At 67.4% G+C, this 13284-nt stretch carries 17 protein-coding genes; 14 read left to right on the top strand and 3 right to left on the bottom strand.

The features are described from left to right. Window positions 1–278 precede the first annotated feature (278 nt). The 8 genes from ACH438_RS37620 to ACH438_RS37585 all read left to right on the top strand — a co-directional run bounded on the left by ACH438_RS37620 (window position 279) and on the right by ACH438_RS37585 (window position 7395). Window positions 279–902 carry a hypothetical protein gene (locus ACH438_RS37620; protein WP_397014367.1) on the top strand — a complete coding sequence of 208 codons (624 nt, stop codon included), beginning with the start codon at window positions 279–281 and terminating at the stop codon, window positions 900–902. A 253-nt stretch (window positions 903–1155) separates the two neighbouring features. Beyond that, window positions 1156–2427 (top strand): urea ABC transporter substrate-binding protein, encoded by a 1272-nt coding sequence (gene urtA, locus ACH438_RS37615; RefSeq protein WP_397014365.1) that lies wholly within the window; start codon window positions 1156–1158, stop codon window positions 2425–2427. 126 nt (window positions 2428–2553) lie between these two features. Further along, window positions 2554–3438 (top strand): urea ABC transporter permease subunit UrtB, encoded by an 885-nt coding sequence (urtB, locus tag ACH438_RS37610; protein ID WP_397014363.1) that lies wholly within the window; start codon window positions 2554–2556, stop codon window positions 3436–3438. Then, the gene (gene urtC, locus ACH438_RS37605) at window positions 3435–4544 is read left to right on the top strand and encodes an urea ABC transporter permease subunit UrtC (protein WP_397014361.1); all 1110 of its coding nucleotides are present in this window, start codon (window positions 3435–3437) and stop codon (window positions 4542–4544) included. Before urtB ends, urtC begins: the two co-directional genes overlap by 4 nt. Then, window positions 4541–5329 (top strand): urea ABC transporter ATP-binding protein UrtD, encoded by a 789-nt coding sequence (urtD, locus tag ACH438_RS37600; protein WP_397014359.1) that lies wholly within the window; start codon window positions 4541–4543, stop codon window positions 5327–5329. Before urtC ends, urtD begins: the two co-directional genes overlap by 4 nt. Then, window positions 5313–6005, top strand: coding sequence for an urea ABC transporter ATP-binding subunit UrtE (gene urtE, locus ACH438_RS37595; protein WP_397014357.1), 693 nt, complete (start codon window positions 5313–5315; stop codon window positions 6003–6005). The genes urtD and urtE overlap by 17 nt, the downstream gene beginning before the upstream one ends. A 10-nt stretch (window positions 6006–6015) precedes the next feature. Continuing rightward, a complete protein-coding gene (locus ACH438_RS37590) occupies window positions 6016–6813 on the top strand; it encodes a GntR family transcriptional regulator (protein WP_397014355.1) in 798 nt (265 codons plus the stop codon). Window positions 6814–6852: 39 nt separating this feature from the next. Continuing rightward, on the top strand, window positions 6853–7395 hold the full coding sequence (locus ACH438_RS37585; protein WP_397014353.1) for a carboxymuconolactone decarboxylase family protein: 543 nt from the start codon (window positions 6853–6855) through the stop codon (window positions 7393–7395). Window positions 7396–7414: 19 nt separating this feature from the next. Here ACH438_RS37585 and ACH438_RS37580 read toward each other — a convergent pair whose 3' ends face one another. Beyond that, on the bottom strand, window positions 7415–8053 hold the full coding sequence (locus ACH438_RS37580; protein ID WP_397014351.1) for a GNAT family N-acetyltransferase: 639 nt from the start codon (window positions 8051–8053) through the stop codon (window positions 7415–7417). 280 nt (window positions 8054–8333) lie between these two features. Between ACH438_RS37580 and ACH438_RS37575 the strand changes: the two genes are divergently transcribed. The 4 genes from ACH438_RS37575 (at window position 8334) to ACH438_RS37560 (ending at window position 11195) form a co-directional block, all read left to right on the top strand. Continuing rightward, on the top strand, window positions 8334–8909 hold the full coding sequence (locus tag ACH438_RS37575; protein ID WP_397014349.1) for a dihydrofolate reductase family protein: 576 nt from the start codon (window positions 8334–8336) through the stop codon (window positions 8907–8909). A gap of 15 nt (window positions 8910–8924) precedes the next feature. Next, window positions 8925–9269, top strand: coding sequence for a YciI family protein (locus ACH438_RS37570; RefSeq protein WP_397014347.1), 345 nt, complete (start codon window positions 8925–8927; stop codon window positions 9267–9269). A 4-nt stretch (window positions 9270–9273) separates the two neighbouring features. Further along, the gene (locus ACH438_RS37565) at window positions 9274–10569 is read left to right on the top strand and encodes an RNA polymerase sigma factor (RefSeq protein WP_397014345.1); all 1296 of its coding nucleotides are present in this window, start codon (window positions 9274–9276) and stop codon (window positions 10567–10569) included. A gap of 143 nt (window positions 10570–10712) precedes the next feature. Further along, the gene (locus tag ACH438_RS37560; RefSeq protein ID WP_397014343.1) at window positions 10713–11195 is read left to right on the top strand and encodes a transglycosylase SLT domain-containing protein; all 483 of its coding nucleotides are present in this window, start codon (window positions 10713–10715) and stop codon (window positions 11193–11195) included. Window positions 11196–11222: 27 nt separating this feature from the next. Here ACH438_RS37560 and ACH438_RS37555 read toward each other — a convergent pair whose 3' ends face one another. After that, entirely contained in the window at window positions 11223–12071 is an 849-nt protein-coding gene (locus ACH438_RS37555; RefSeq protein ID WP_397014342.1) for an SDR family oxidoreductase, read from the bottom strand. 109 nt (window positions 12072–12180) lie between these two features. Here ACH438_RS37555 and ACH438_RS37550 point away from each other — a divergent pair, with 109 nt between their 5' ends. After that, a complete protein-coding gene (locus ACH438_RS37550) occupies window positions 12181–12579 on the top strand; it encodes a winged helix-turn-helix transcriptional regulator (protein WP_397014340.1) in 399 nt (132 codons plus the stop codon). Between the two features lie 141 nt (window positions 12580–12720). On the opposite strand, the gene ACH438_RS37545 is transcribed toward ACH438_RS37550, so the two are convergent. Further along, entirely contained in the window at window positions 12721–12969 is a 249-nt protein-coding gene (locus ACH438_RS37545) for a hypothetical protein (protein WP_397014338.1), read from the bottom strand. Between ACH438_RS37545 and ACH438_RS37540 the strand changes: the two genes are divergently transcribed. Next, window positions 12959–13273: a hypothetical protein gene (locus tag ACH438_RS37540; protein WP_397014336.1), complete on the top strand. Its 315-nt coding sequence runs from the start codon at window positions 12959–12961 to the stop codon at window positions 13271–13273. The two genes, ACH438_RS37545 and ACH438_RS37540, sit on opposite strands and share 11 nt — an antisense overlap. The last annotated feature ends 11 nt before the right edge of the window (window positions 13274–13284 follow it).

Below are 13284 nucleotides of genomic sequence, written 5' to 3'. Positions count from 1 at the left end.
GGCATGAGCAGCGACCCCACCCGCCTGGCCATGGTCATCGCCACCCTCCACCGCCAAGCCTGCGACGAAGCCGAGCTCCAACAAGTCACTGACTCCGCAACCGTGAGGCCGATGACGGATTCGGTGACCGATTCAGCCGCAACATCTTTCGGTAATGGGGTGTCGGGGCGCGGTGTTAGTGTCTCTCCGCGGCGCCGATAAGCGCCCGGGGAGAACCGAGGAATTTACAAATGAAGATCAGGAAGTTCGCTGCGACGGCAATGCTTGCCATTGGCGCCATGGCGATTACGGGGGGCACCGCTTACGCCGATCCGGCGGAGCCGAATTCGCCGGCCGTGCAGCAGATTCTGCGGGCCGGTGTCGATCAGCAGGCGCTGGTGAAGTACGACATTGCCGCTTCGGGTCCCGACAAGGCGGTGACCGTGAATCTGAGCGGCGGGACGTTCGCGCTGGCCGGTGATTCGCTGAACATTCTCGACGGCGCCGGCAAGGTGCTGACGAGTGTGCCGTTGAACATGCAGGTCGACGGCACCGATCAGGTGATCTCCGTGCAGCCGAGCATCGAGAACAATGGCACGCAATTGGTTTCGCATCCGGTGGCGACACCGATCGGCCATTGGGCGCCCACCTCGCCGCAGTCGCGCAGCGCCGGTATCGGCATGGCCATCGGTGCGGCGCTCGGCGTGGTGGGTGGTCTGATCGTCGGCGTGATCATCGCCATCGCGACCGGCGGCCTCGGCGTGATCGCCGTGCCGTTCACCACGATGATCGGCGCGCTCATCGGCGTGGCGGTCGGTGGCGGCACCGGCTCGGCAGCGGCGCCGGACAACCGTCAGGACGGCTGGACGTACCAGGAGGACTGCTACACGGACTCCTTCACCAACAGCCAGGTCTGCAGCTGAATTCTCCGCTCGCTCGTATTACCCGCCGGTAGGGGCCGGTTCCAGCGCAACGCTGGGACCGGCCCTTTTGTGTTGCGGTGAGCAGAAATTCATGTCCGCGAAACATGGGAAATCGGACATTCATCGAGAGTCATTCCAGCGCAACAACTCCCGCCTACCTTTCTGCACACGGATACAGCCGCTGTATACGGGCCGGTATTCCGAAGCGGCGCACGAGATGTCGCCGATGACCGTGAGCTAGAAGGGTCCGCCCATGCAAGATTCTCCCCGCCGAGCCCGAACGCGCCTGTTGACCAAGGCGCTAGTCATTCCCACCGCACTGGCGTTGTCCGCGGTCATGGTCGCCGGGTGCGGCTCGCGCGACGACAGCGGTGCGTCGGGCTCGAATGCCAAGTCCTGCGTGGACACTTCGAAGGACACCATCAAGATCGGTTCGCTGCACTCGCTGACCGGCACCATGGCCATCAGTGAGGTCACCGTCGCGAATTCGACGAAGCTCGCGGTCGATCAGATCAATGCGGCGGGCGGTGTGCTGGGCAAGAAGATCGAGATCGTCGCCGAGGACGGTGCCTCGGATCCGAAGACGTTCGCGGAGAAGTCCGAGAAGCTGATCAGCTCCGATTGTGTGGCCGCGGTGTTCGGCGGCTGGACCTCGGCCAGCCGCAAGGCGATGAAACCCAAGTTCGAGCAATTGAATTCGCTGCTCTTCTACCCCGTCCAGTACGAGGGTCTGGAAGCCAGCAAGAACATCTTCTACACCGGCGCCACCACCAACCAGCAGATCGTGCCCGCGCTGGACTACCTGAAGCAGAAGGGCGTCAAGTCCCTCTACCTGGTCGGCTCCGACTACGTCTTCCCGCAGACCGCGAATCGCGAGATCAAGGCGTACGCCGCCGCCAACGGCATCGAGATCAAGGGCGAGGATTACGCCCCGCTGGGTTCCACGGACTTCTCCACCATCGTCAACAAGGTGCGGAATGCCAAGGCCGACGCCATCTTCAACACGCTCAACGGTGACTCGAATGTCGCCTTCTTCCGCGAGTACCACAATGCGGGATTGACCGCCCAGACCATGCCGGTGGTCTCGGTGTCGATCGCCGAGGAAGAGGTCGCGGGCATCGGCCCGCAGAACGTCACCGGGCAGCTGACCGCGTGGAACTACTACCAGACGGTGGACAGCCCGGAGAACAAGGCGTTCGTCACCGCCTACAAGGCCGCCTACGGCCAGAACAAGCCCACCTCCGACCCGATGGAGGCCGCCTACACCTCGGTCTTCCTGTGGAAGAACATGGTCGAGAAGGCGAAGTCGTTCGCGGTGGCCGATATCCAGAAGAACTGCGGCGGTGTCAGTTACGACGCGCCCGAGGGCCTGGTGACCGTGGACGGCGACAACCACCACATCACGAAGACCGCCCGGATCGGTGAGATCCATTCGGACGGCCTGATCTACACGGTCTGGGATTCCGGCAAGCCGATCGCTCCGGACCCGTTCCTGACGTCGTACCCGTGGGCCAAGGGCCTCTGATCCGACGTCCGTAATCGATGAGGGGCGGCCGGGTGCGGGACATCGTCTCGAACCCGGCCGCGATCAATAGCGGGTGAAAGCCCGTAGTCAATACAGCTGGTGCACGAGCCGGCATAGGAGACTCACATGGAAGTCGCAGTCGGGCAGTTGTTCACCGGACTCAGTCTGGGTTCCATCCTGCTGCTGGCCGCGCTGGGCCTGTCCCTGACCTTCGGTCAGATGGGCGTGATCAATATGGCGCACGGCGAATTCATCATGGCCGGCTGCTACACCACCTATGTGGTGGAGCAGGTCATCCACTCGACCGGCGTAGCGCTGATCGTCTCGCTGTTCGTCGGTTTCCTGGTCGGCGGATTGCTGGGCGCCGCACTGGAAATGGGCTTGATCCGCTGGTTGTACGACCGGCCGCTGGACACCCTGCTGGTCACCTTCGGCGTGGGCCTGATCCTGCAGCAGGCGGCCCGCGACATCTTCGGGGCGCCCGCCAAGAATGTGCTGGCCCCGCACTGGCTGACCGGCGGTATCAGCATTCTCGGCACGGTGGTGCCCAAGACCCGCATCTTCATTCTGGTGCTGGCCGTGGTCGCGGTGCTGGTGCTGTCCGCGGTGCTGAAACTGACTCCGCTCGGCCGCCGCATCCGCGCGGTGGTGCAGAACCGCAGCCTCGCCGAGACGAGCGGCGTGTCCAGCCGCGTCATCGATATCAGCACTTTCTTCATCGGCTCCGGATTGGCCGCGGTGGCGGGTGTGGCGCTGACGCTGATCGGTTCCACCAGTCCGACCATCGGGCAGAGCTATCTGGTCGACGCGTTCCTGGTGGTGGTCATCGGCGGGCTGGGTCAGATCAAGGGCACCGTGCTGGCGGCGTTCGGCCTGGGCCTGGTGAATTCGGTGATCGAGTATTCGACCACGGCCGCGGTCGCGAAGGTCATCGTCTTCGTGCTGATCGTGGTGTTCCTGCAGGTCCGTCCGCAGGGCCTGTTCACCGTTCGCACAAGGAGTCTGGCGTGAGCGAGCGACCTTCCGCATTGTTCGATGTCTCGTCGCTGCGGGTGCTGGGCGGTTTCGCCCTGGCCGCCGTGGTGCTGTTCGCGGGGGCGCCCGCACTGCTCAGTGATTTCCGGCTGGGCCTGCTGGCGAAGTTCCTGTGCTACGCCGTCATCGCGGTCGGTATCGGATTGGCCTGGGGCCGTGGCGGAATGCTCACGCTCGGGCAGGGCGTGTTCTTCGGTATCGGCGCCTATCTGATGGCGATGCACATGCAGCTGGCCGATGCCGCCGCGGCGCATCAGGACGTGCCGGACTTCATGCAGATCGCCGGGATCAATACGCTGCCCGCGTTCTGGAAGCCGCTGCAGTCGGCGCCGGTGACCCTGCTGGCGATCCTGATCCTGCCGGGCCTGGTCGCGGCGCTGCTCGGATTCGGCACGTTCAAGCGCCGGGTGAAGGGCGCGTATTTCGCGATCCTGTCGCAGGCGCTCACGGCGGCGCTGGCGATCCTGCTGATCGGGCAGCAGTCGCTCGGCGGTTTCACCGGGCTGTCGGATTTCAACGCCTTCTTCGGTTTCCGGCTCAGCGATCCGGTCAATCGCCGGATGTTGTTCTTCATCGCGGCCGGGGTGCTGCTGGCGGTGATCGCGATCGCGCGGCAGCTCCGCAACAGCCGTTACGGCGAATTGCTGGTGGCGGTGCGTGATCAGGAGGAGCGGGTGCGTTTCCTCGGTTACGACCCCGCCAATATCAAGATCGTCGCCTATGTGGTGGCGGCCTGCTTCGCGGGCATCGCCGGCGCGCTCTTCACTCCGATCGTCGGCATCATCTCTCCCGCCGATATCGATGTGGTGCCGTCCATCGTGTTCCTGATCGGCGTCGCGATCGGCGGCCGCACCACGCTGTGGGGCCCGGCCATCGGCGCGATCGGCGTGGCCTGGGCGCAGACCACCTTCTCCGAGCATTTCCCGTCGCAATGGACGTACTTCCAGGGCGCCCTGTTCATCGTGGTGGTCGGATTCATTCCCGCCGGACTGGCCGGAATCGGCCCGCTGGCACGGCAATTGCTGGAGCGCGTACACCGCCGTCCAGCTCCGGCTCCCGAAGTGCAGGTGGCGACGCCATGAGCAGTGAATATCTCGAGATCCGGGATCTCTCGGTCAGTTTCGACGGATTCCGTGCGGTCTCGGAGGTGAATCTGACTGTTCTCCAAGGCGATCTGCGATTCCTGATCGGCCCCAACGGCGCCGGCAAGACCACCTTGATCGACGCCATCACCGGGCTGGTGCCGGCCACCGGTTCGGCCCGCAAGTCCGGCACCGAGCTGATCGGCCGCAAGGTGCATCAGATCGCCCGCCTGGGCGTGGGCCGGACCTTCCAGACGGCCAGCGTCTTCGAGCAGCTCACCGTGCTGCAGAACCTCGATATCGCCGCGGGCGCGGGCCGTTCCGCGCTCACCCTGCTGCGTAAGCGCAGGTCGGTGCTGCCCGCCATCGAGGAGGCCCTGGAGACGACCGGCCTCACCGAACTCCGCGACAAGCCCGCCGGTGTGCTCGCGCACGGTCAGAAGCAGTGGCTCGAAATCGGCATGCTGCTGGTGCAGAACGCATCCGTGCTGCTGCTCGACGAACCGGTCGCGGGCATGAGCGCCGAGGAACGCGAGGAGACCGGAAACCTGTTGCGCCGCATCGGCGGCGACCGGGTGGTCATCGTGGTCGAACACGATATGGACTTCATGCGCGCCTTCGCGCAGTCGGTCACGGTACTGGCCGGCGGCCGGGTCCTCAGCGAGGGCACGGTCGAACAGGTGCAGGCCGATCCCCAGGTCCAACAGGTCTATCTGGGCACCGCCGCCGCGGGCGAACTGCCGCCGATCGAGGAAGAGGAGACTGCCGATGCTGGAACTCGTTGACCTACGGACCGGTTACGGTCGCACCCAGGTGATCCACGGTGTCTCCCTGACGGTTCCGGACAATGGCGTGGCCGCGGTCATGGGCCACAACGGCGCCGGTAAGACGTCGCTGCTGCGCGCGGCGGTCGGCCTGCTGCCCGCCAAGGGCGGTCGCATCCGCTTCGACGGCGAGGACATCACCAAACTGTCCCCGTCCCGCCGGGTGAAGCGCGGCATCGCCTACGTCCCGCAGGGCCAGCAGTCCTTCCCGCAGCTGTCGGCCCTGGAGAACCTGCAGGTGATCGCGGACGGCCGCAAACGCGGTAAGGAGTTGATCGAGGAATCCCTCGACCTGTTCCCCGCGCTGCGGGAACTGCTGTCCCGCAAGGCCGGTCTGCTCTCCGGCGGCCAGCGCCAGCAGCTCGCCATCGCGCGCGCCCTGATCACCGAGCCGAAACTGCTCATCCTGGACGAGCCGACCGAGGGCATCCAGCCGTCGGTGGTGGCCGAGATCGAACGCACCATCATCGATCTCTCCGGCCGCGGCGGACTGAGCGTGCTGCTGGTGGAGCAGCACATCGGATTCGCGCTGCAGGCGGCGCAGCAGTATTACGTGCTGCGTTCGGGCCGGATCACCTCCTCCGGGGCGGGTGGCGCGGATTCCGCGCCCGCGGTCCGCACGGCCATGGCCATCTGAACGGACCACGGTGACTACGCGCAGGGGGCGTATTCCGTTGTCCGAGCGGGTGTATCGATCCCTGCAGCGGGATCTCGCGGCCGGTGTGCTGGTGCCCACCGAACGGCTGCGCGAGGAACGCCTCGCGGAAACCTACGGCGTCTCCCGCACCCCGGTCCGCGAGGCCCTGGCCCGCCTCTACGCCGACGGCCTGCTGGAACGCAATCCGGACGGCCTCTACCCGTACCGCCCCCGGGTGGACGAACTCGGCGACCTCTACGAGCTCCGGATCATCCTGGAGGCCAGGGGAATTCAACGCCGGCATCCGGCCTCCCGGGGCAGGGCGGCCGCGACAGGCGATACCGCCTTCCACAGTTCCGGCGCCGCCGCACCGGATTCCATCGGTTCCGCATCACCCGGCGCGAATTCGCTCTTCCGTCACCACGACACCGATCTCATCCGGCGCGAGCTCGAGAGCTGGCGCGCGATGCGGGACGAACCGCCGGTGCCGGGTCCGGCGCTGATCGCGGCGGACGAGCAGTTCCATCTGACGGTGCTGGCCGCGGGCGGCAATGCGGCGCTGGCCGATGCCCTCTCGGCCGTGTACACCCGGGTCCGGCCCGTGCGCGCCCTGGATGTCCCCACGCCGGAGCGCATCGCGGCCATGGCCGAGGACCACATCGCCATTGCCGAGCACCTGCTCGCGGACGACCTCGACACCGCCCTGCGCACCCTGCTCGCGCATCTGACGAGTTCGCGGGCGCATGTCCTCACCCGGGCCCGCCGCGCCCTGGAACTGACCAAACTCGGCCAGGCGGTCCGGGAATGAACGCTGGCGACTGACTGGGACACGGGTTAAGTTGGGCGGATGGTGTCGACGCAGCCACGTATCGCTCCGGGTCGCTTCAAGGAGCTGGGCCCGTTCAATTGGGTTGTCTGGCAGGCGCTGTCCCGCGCCGCCGGCACCGATGACGCCCACCTGTTCAGCACGATCGGCCGCACCGGCGGCCTGTTCCGCGGCTGGCTGCACTTCTCCGGCCGGCTCATGCCCGGCGGCAAACTGCCCCGCTACGAGACCGAACTGGTCATCATCCGCGTCGCGCACCTGCGCGCATGCGATTACGAGATGGACCATCACATCCGGCTCGGCAAGCGCGCCGGCATCACCCAGGAGATCCTCGACCGCCTCCGCGGCGACGGCCCCGCGGCCGCCGGCTGGTCCCCCAAGGAGCGTGCCCTGCTGACCGCCGTCGACCAGCTGGTCACCACCCGCGATCTGGACGACGCCACCTGGCAGTCCCTCGCCGCCTACTACGACGAGCGCCGCCTCATCGAAATAATCATGCTCACAAACCAATACGAGGGCCTGGCCAGCACCATCACCGCCCTGCGCATCCAAACCGATCACTGATCCGGACGGTCCGTGAGCGCTAGTCGCCGGCTCGATGCCGCGGTCGCGCGCGGACGATCGGCGCGGTGGTGGCGGCGGGCCCGCCGTCGTTGATGCGGGCGTGCATGTGCATATCGTGCCAGCCGTCGTCGTGCAGCCAGGCGCTGCGATTCACGCCCTCGAGGGCGAAGTCGCATTTGGTTGCGACACGGCAGGATTGGGTGTTGTACACGGAATGGCGCAGGTCCAGCCGGTGGAAGCCGGCGATATCGAAGGCCCAGCCGATGAGCGCCTGCACGGCCCGCGGGGCGATGCCCCGCCCGCGGACGGCGGGCACCACCCAGTAGGCCACTTCGGCGAGGCCGTGGACCGGGTGGATGCTGCGCAGTGCGGCCCGCCCGGCGATCCGGCCGGTGTGGCTGTCGGCAATGGCCCAGTTGGCGTCGGTGCCGGAACTCCAGGCGCGCGCCCAGGCGTCGACCCGGTCCTCGGCCTCGTCCTCGGTATCGGCGCCGAGCGTGTGCCAGCGCCGGATGGCGGGATCCTGCGCGGCGGCGAACACCTCGGGTGCGTCACGCCGCAGCCAGGCCCGCAGGACCAGCCCGTCTCCCAGGGGAATCACCGGCTGCGCCCGCGTGAACATCTCGGCGGCCACGAGTGCCGGGGCTGCTCTCGGCATGGTTCGGATTCTGCCCGCCCGCGCCCGGCTACACAGCAGAATGAGACATCCGTCCCGAAATCGGCTCAGTCGTCATAACTTTCGATGAGCACGGCCAGCCCCTCCAGCACCCGCGCCGGCCCGAACGACCTGGTCATCCAGCTGGTGCAGTGGGTCTGATCCCTCTTCGACACCGGCCGCGAAAAAAGTTTCGCGGCCGGTGTCGATTCCGGCCCACCCCGTTCGAGGTGTAGGTGAGGGGCCGGAAGGCGGCCCTGAATCACGGACGAAAGGGTTCGCCATGAGGAAAGTTGCGGCGTTCGCGCATATGAGCCTGGATGGCTACGCGGCCGGGGCCACCGGGATGGGATTGGAGTTCACGGGTCGCGCCTACAGCGATGAGCTGACGGATTTTCACGACACGCGCATTCGCCCCGATATCGGGACCGCGGTCTACGGGCGCAAGACCTTCATCGGGATGCGCGACCACTGGACCTCGGTACCGGGCAGTCCGGACGCATCCGAGCACGACCTCGAACATGCGGCCTGGGTGACCGGAGTGGACAAGCTGGTTTTCTCGACCACGCTGAAATCGGCCGGCTGGGCCAATACGCGGATCATCGCCACCGACGCGCTGGCGCAGGTCGAGGCGCTGAAGGCGGAAGACGGTGGAGTGCTTGCCATTTACGGCAGCCCGACGCTGACGCACTGGTTCACCGAGCAGGGGCTGGTGGACGAGCTCCGCGTGTTCATTCATCCGATTACGATCGGCGCGGGCACCCCGCTGTTCCAGGACAAGACCGCACTGGACCTGAACCTGCTGGAGTCGAAGACCTTCGACTCGGGCGCCGTTTATGTCCGCTACCAGGTTGCTTAGCGAGAGGATCGAATCATGCGACACCTGATGCTCATCCGCCTCGACCCGAACCAGGCCCCCGACGGCCCGGACGAGCGCCTGGTCGCGGACATGACCGCGCTCATCGAGGACATGACCAAGGCCGGCGTCCTCCTGGACACCGCCGGTCTCTCGCAGGAGACCACCCGCATCCGGCAGACCGGCGGCGTGCAGACCGTCACCGACGGCCCGTTCACCGAGTCGAAGGAGATCATCGGCGGCTACTGCCTGCTGCAGACCCGCACCCGGGAGGAGGCGCTGGAATGGGCGCGCCGATTCCTGAACGTGCACGGCCCCGAATGGGATATCGAGCTCGAAGTGCGGGCGATCGACCATCCCTGACCGGATGACGCCGCCGCGGTCACCCGCACAGCAGGCGCGCGAGGCCGTCGAGGCGGCCTGGCGCGTCGAGTGGCCGCGGCTTGTCGCCGGTCTCACCCGGGTGGCCGGCGATATCGCCACCGCCGAGGAACTGGCGCAGGACGCCCTGGTCGCGGCCCTCGAGCAATGGCCGCGGGACGGCATCCCGCCCAATCCGGGCGGCTGGCTCATGCTCACCGCGAAACACCGTGCGGTGGACCGTTTCCGGCGGGACGCCGCCTTCGCCCGCAAACTGACGCTGCTCGGCCATCAGCTGCTGATCGACGAACGGTCCACGCCCGCAACCGATCCCGCGACCCTCGCCGTCGCGGCCGCGACCCCCGCGATCGACGACGACCTGCTCCGCATGATCTTCACCGCCTGTCATCCGGCGCTCACCCCGCCCGCCCGCGCGGCGCTCACCCTGCGCATGGTCGGCGGCCTCACCACCACCGAGATCGCGCGCGCCTACCTGGTCCCGGAATCGACTGTCGCGCAACGCATCGTCCGCGCGAAACGCACCATCGCCGAGAAGCGGGTGCCGTACGAGGTGCCCGCGGGTCCCGAACTCGCCGCCCGGCTGGATTCGGTGCTCGAGGTCATCTACCTGATCTTCAACGAGGGGTATGCCGCCACCTCCGGCGACCGCTGGGTGCGCGACGAATTGTGCGAGGACGCCCTGCGATTGGCGCGCATCCTCGCCGAACTGCTGCCCGCGGAGCCGGAGGCGCACGGCCTGGCCGCACTGCTGGAGTTGCAGGCGTCGCGGACGGTGGCGCGCACCGATGCCGGCGGCGGCCCGGTACTGCTGGACGATCAGGACCGGTCCCGCTGGAACGGGCTGCTCATCCGCCGCGGTTTCGCCGCGCTGGCCCGGGCGCACACGCTGAACCAGCAGCTCGGCCGCGCACCGGGGAAGTACGACCTGCAGGCGGCCATCGCCGCCGTGCACGCCATGGCTCCGGCGCCCGCGGACACCGACTGGCGGCGCATCGCCGGGCTGTACGCCATGCTGGCGGAACGGTTTCCGTCGCCGATCGTGGAGTTGAACCGCGCGGTGGCGGTGTCGATGGTGCACGGCCCGGCCGCCGGGCTGGAGCTCGCGGACCGGGTCGCCACGCCCCTGGACGGCTATCACCTGCTGCATGCCGTGCGCGGTGACTTCCTGTCCAGCCTGGGCCGCGGCGCGGAGGCGCGTGCCGAATTCCTGCGGGCGGCCGAGCTGACGGCCAACGACCATGAGCGAAAGCTGCTCTTGGGACGCGCCGACGACCAGTCCTGATCAGCGCAAAGACTAAATCGGCAATTAAGTACTCATAGCGTGTCGCTATGCCCGACCCGGGTTCGAGGCGGGCATACTCACCTTTTTCGCGTAGCGACAGATCGGTCTGTTTTCGTGCTTCACCCACACGGAAGGACCAGGCGTTGACATCGAACCGGCCACTCCGGACCCTGACCCTCGGGCTCCTGCTCGGCGCGCTCACCACGGCGACGCTGGCGGCGGGCCCGGCCGCGCACGCCGAGGCCCGCGCCGGCACCGCGAGCGAGATCGCCTCCTACACCCTGCCGACGAGCTTCGCCGAACTCGGCAAACTCTTCGGCGCGGCTCAGGCGTTCCAGAAACCCGCGCTGCAGACCCTGGCCCACGTCATCGTGCCGCTCGACCAGTTCGCGGCCTTCAACGAGATCATCACGCACGAGAGCGGCTGGCAGATCTTCGCCATCAACCCGACCTCGGGCGCCTACGGTCTCGCGCAGGCACTGCCCGCGATCAAGATGTTCAGCGAGGGCCCGGACTGGATGTTCAATCCGCTCACCCAGTTGCGCTGGGCCTACCACTACATGAACCAGCGGTACGGCAGCCCCAACGCGGCCTGGGATTTCTGGCAGGCCCACAACTGGTACTGACGGGCCCGCCGAAGTCGTCGCGAAGACTCAGGCGAGCGCCGCGCGGAACACCTCGACGGCCGGCGCCGCCGGACGGCCCAGCAGCTTCCGCAGGTGGCCGCTGCCGACCTCGAGGATGCCATTGCTGATGCCGTTGTCGGCATCGGCGAGCACCTGCGCGAAACCGGCGGGCACACCGCCCTTTTCGAGCGCGGCGGCGTAATCCGCCTGCGGCAGATCCTCGTAACGCACCGGCTTGCCTGCCGCCTCCGAAATCGACTGCGCCAGCTCGACATAGGTCAGGCCCGCGTCGCCGCCGAGCTCGTAGACCTGGCCCGCGTGCCCCTCGGTGGTCAGCACGTGCGCGGCCGCGTCGGCGTAGTCGGCGCGGGCCGCGCCGGACACCCGGCCCTGCCCGGCCGCGCCGTACAGCACGCCGGTCTCGACGGCGTGCGCCAGGCCGCGGGTGTAGTTCTCCCAGTACCAGCCGTTGCGCAGCAGCACGTAGGGCACCGTCGAATCGGCCAGCGCGGCCTCGGTGCCGGTGTGCTCCTGGGCGAGGATCAGCGGGTTGCTGTCGGCCTGCGGAATGCTGGTGTAGGCCAGCAGTTCCACGCCCGCCCGCTCGGCCGCGCGGATCACATTGGTGTGCTGCTCGACCCGCTTGCCGAATTCGTTGCCGGAGATCAACAGGACGCGGTCGACGCCGGCGAAGGCGCGGTCCAGCGACTCCGGGTCGTCGAAGGTCGCCTGGCGTACCTCGACGCCGCGGCCGGCCAGATCGGCCACCTTGGCGGGATCGCGGACGACGGCGACGGGCGTGACGCCCTCGCGCAGCAGCGCCTCGACGACGAGACGACCCAGCTGACCACTGGCTCCGGTGACTGCGACGGTCATGACTTACCTCCAGGAACGGGAATTAACTACTGTCTCGGCATGTACTAACTAATAGTAAGCACAATCCATTCCGGAACCGCTACCCCGAAGGTTAGGTAATCTCGAAGCCATGAACACCCGGCATTCCGACGAGGTCTACGCGACCGACCCCACCCTGGAAGCCGACGTCTTCGCCCGCAACTGCCCCTCCCGCCCGGTGCTGCAGGACGTCACCGGCCGCTGGGGCGTGCTCGCCCTGGCCGCCCTGCGCGAGGGCCCGCACCGGTTCAGCGCCCTGCGCCGCCACGTCGAAGGCATCAGCGAGCGCATGCTCTCCCAGACCCTGCAGACCCTGGAACGCGACGGCATGATCAATCGCGAAGTCCAGCAGTCCATCCCGCCCCACGTCGAGTACACCCTCACCGACCTGGGCGCGCAGATCGCCGACCAACTCCTGGGCCTGATCCACGTCCTCGAATCCAATATCGACACGATCAAAGCCGCCCAGGACGCCTACCGCCGGGACTGACCAGCCGTTATAGGCTGACCATGGCCTTCATCACACTGGGCGGCCCTATCCATTTCCTAACCATTTCCTAGCCGTCCCTGAGCACACGCACTCCTAAGGTTTGGCCGACCGCCAGTTCGCAAACTCAGGAGGCAATATGCGCTACACCGAATTTGCTGTCGCGGCCGTGGCGGCCGCACTGGTCGGCAGCCTGGCCGGCTGCTCCGGGAATTCGAAGGACGGCACCACCACGGCGTCGAGCACCACGGCCGCACCGAGCACGACGACCGCGGCCCCGCCGAGCAAGCCGGTCCAGCCACCCGTCCCGCCGGTCACCCGGCCGGTCCCACCGCCGGTCACCACCACGAACCCGCCGGTCCAGCCGACGAAACCCCCGGTCGTGCCCACCACACAGCCCGTCGTACCCACCACCCAGCCGGTGACGGGACCGCAGCCGGTGTATTGCGGCGCCGGCTTCAACGGCCTGGCCATCGTCGCCATCACCACGCAGGGCAGCGCCGCCTGCAGCACCGCCACCTCCGTCACCAACGAATACGCGGCGCATTCGGCCGATTGGGGTCCGGGATTCTCGGTGGCCGTCACCGCCGACGACGGCTCGGTCTGGACCTGCCAGGAGCAGCTGGGCGATCCGAATCCCTATCAGGAATGCGTCAACCAGCAGAATCCCGCGGAGAAAGTGCGCCTGAGTTCCTGAATCGGCGTCCC

The organism is Nocardia sp. NPDC020380, assembly GCF_044386975.1.
Lineage (GTDB): Bacteria > Actinomycetota > Actinomycetes > Mycobacteriales > Mycobacteriaceae > Nocardia.
The sequence above is the reverse complement of the archived record's forward strand: the minus strand, read 5'-3'. Positions and strand labels throughout refer to the sequence as shown.

What these genes read in the sequence shown, in the direction of transcription:
- ACH438_RS37620 (WP_397014367.1), top strand. Translation starts at nt 279, where the DNA reads ATGGCGATTACGGGGGGCACCGCTTACGCCGATCCGGCGGAGCCGAAT.
- ACH438_RS37585 (WP_397014353.1), top strand. Translation starts at nt 6,853, where the DNA reads ATGGTGTCGACGCAGCCACGTATCGCTCCGGGTCGCTTCAAGGAGCTG.
- urtD (WP_397014359.1), top strand. Translation starts at nt 4,541, where the DNA reads ATGAGCAGTGAATATCTCGAGATCCGGGATCTCTCGGTCAGTTTCGAC.
- ACH438_RS37575 (WP_397014349.1), top strand. Translation starts at nt 8,334, where the DNA reads ATGAGGAAAGTTGCGGCGTTCGCGCATATGAGCCTGGATGGCTACGCG.
- urtE (WP_397014357.1), top strand. Translation starts at nt 5,313, where the DNA reads ATGCTGGAACTCGTTGACCTACGGACCGGTTACGGTCGCACCCAGGTG.
- ACH438_RS37565 (WP_397014345.1), top strand. Translation starts at nt 9,274, where the DNA reads ATGACGCCGCCGCGGTCACCCGCACAGCAGGCGCGCGAGGCCGTCGAG.
- ACH438_RS37555 (WP_397014342.1), bottom strand. Translation starts at nt 12,071, where the DNA reads ATGACCGTCGCAGTCACCGGAGCCAGTGGTCAGCTGGGTCGTCTCGTC.
- urtA (WP_397014365.1), top strand. Translation starts at nt 1,156, where the DNA reads ATGCAAGATTCTCCCCGCCGAGCCCGAACGCGCCTGTTGACCAAGGCG.
- ACH438_RS37570 (WP_397014347.1), top strand. Translation starts at nt 8,925, where the DNA reads ATGCGACACCTGATGCTCATCCGCCTCGACCCGAACCAGGCCCCCGAC.
- ACH438_RS37580 (WP_397014351.1), bottom strand. Translation starts at nt 8,053, where the DNA reads ATGCCGAGAGCAGCCCCGGCACTCGTGGCCGCCGAGATGTTCACGCGG.
- ACH438_RS37550 (WP_397014340.1), top strand. Translation starts at nt 12,181, where the DNA reads ATGAACACCCGGCATTCCGACGAGGTCTACGCGACCGACCCCACCCTG.
- urtB (WP_397014363.1), top strand. Translation starts at nt 2,554, where the DNA reads ATGGAAGTCGCAGTCGGGCAGTTGTTCACCGGACTCAGTCTGGGTTCC.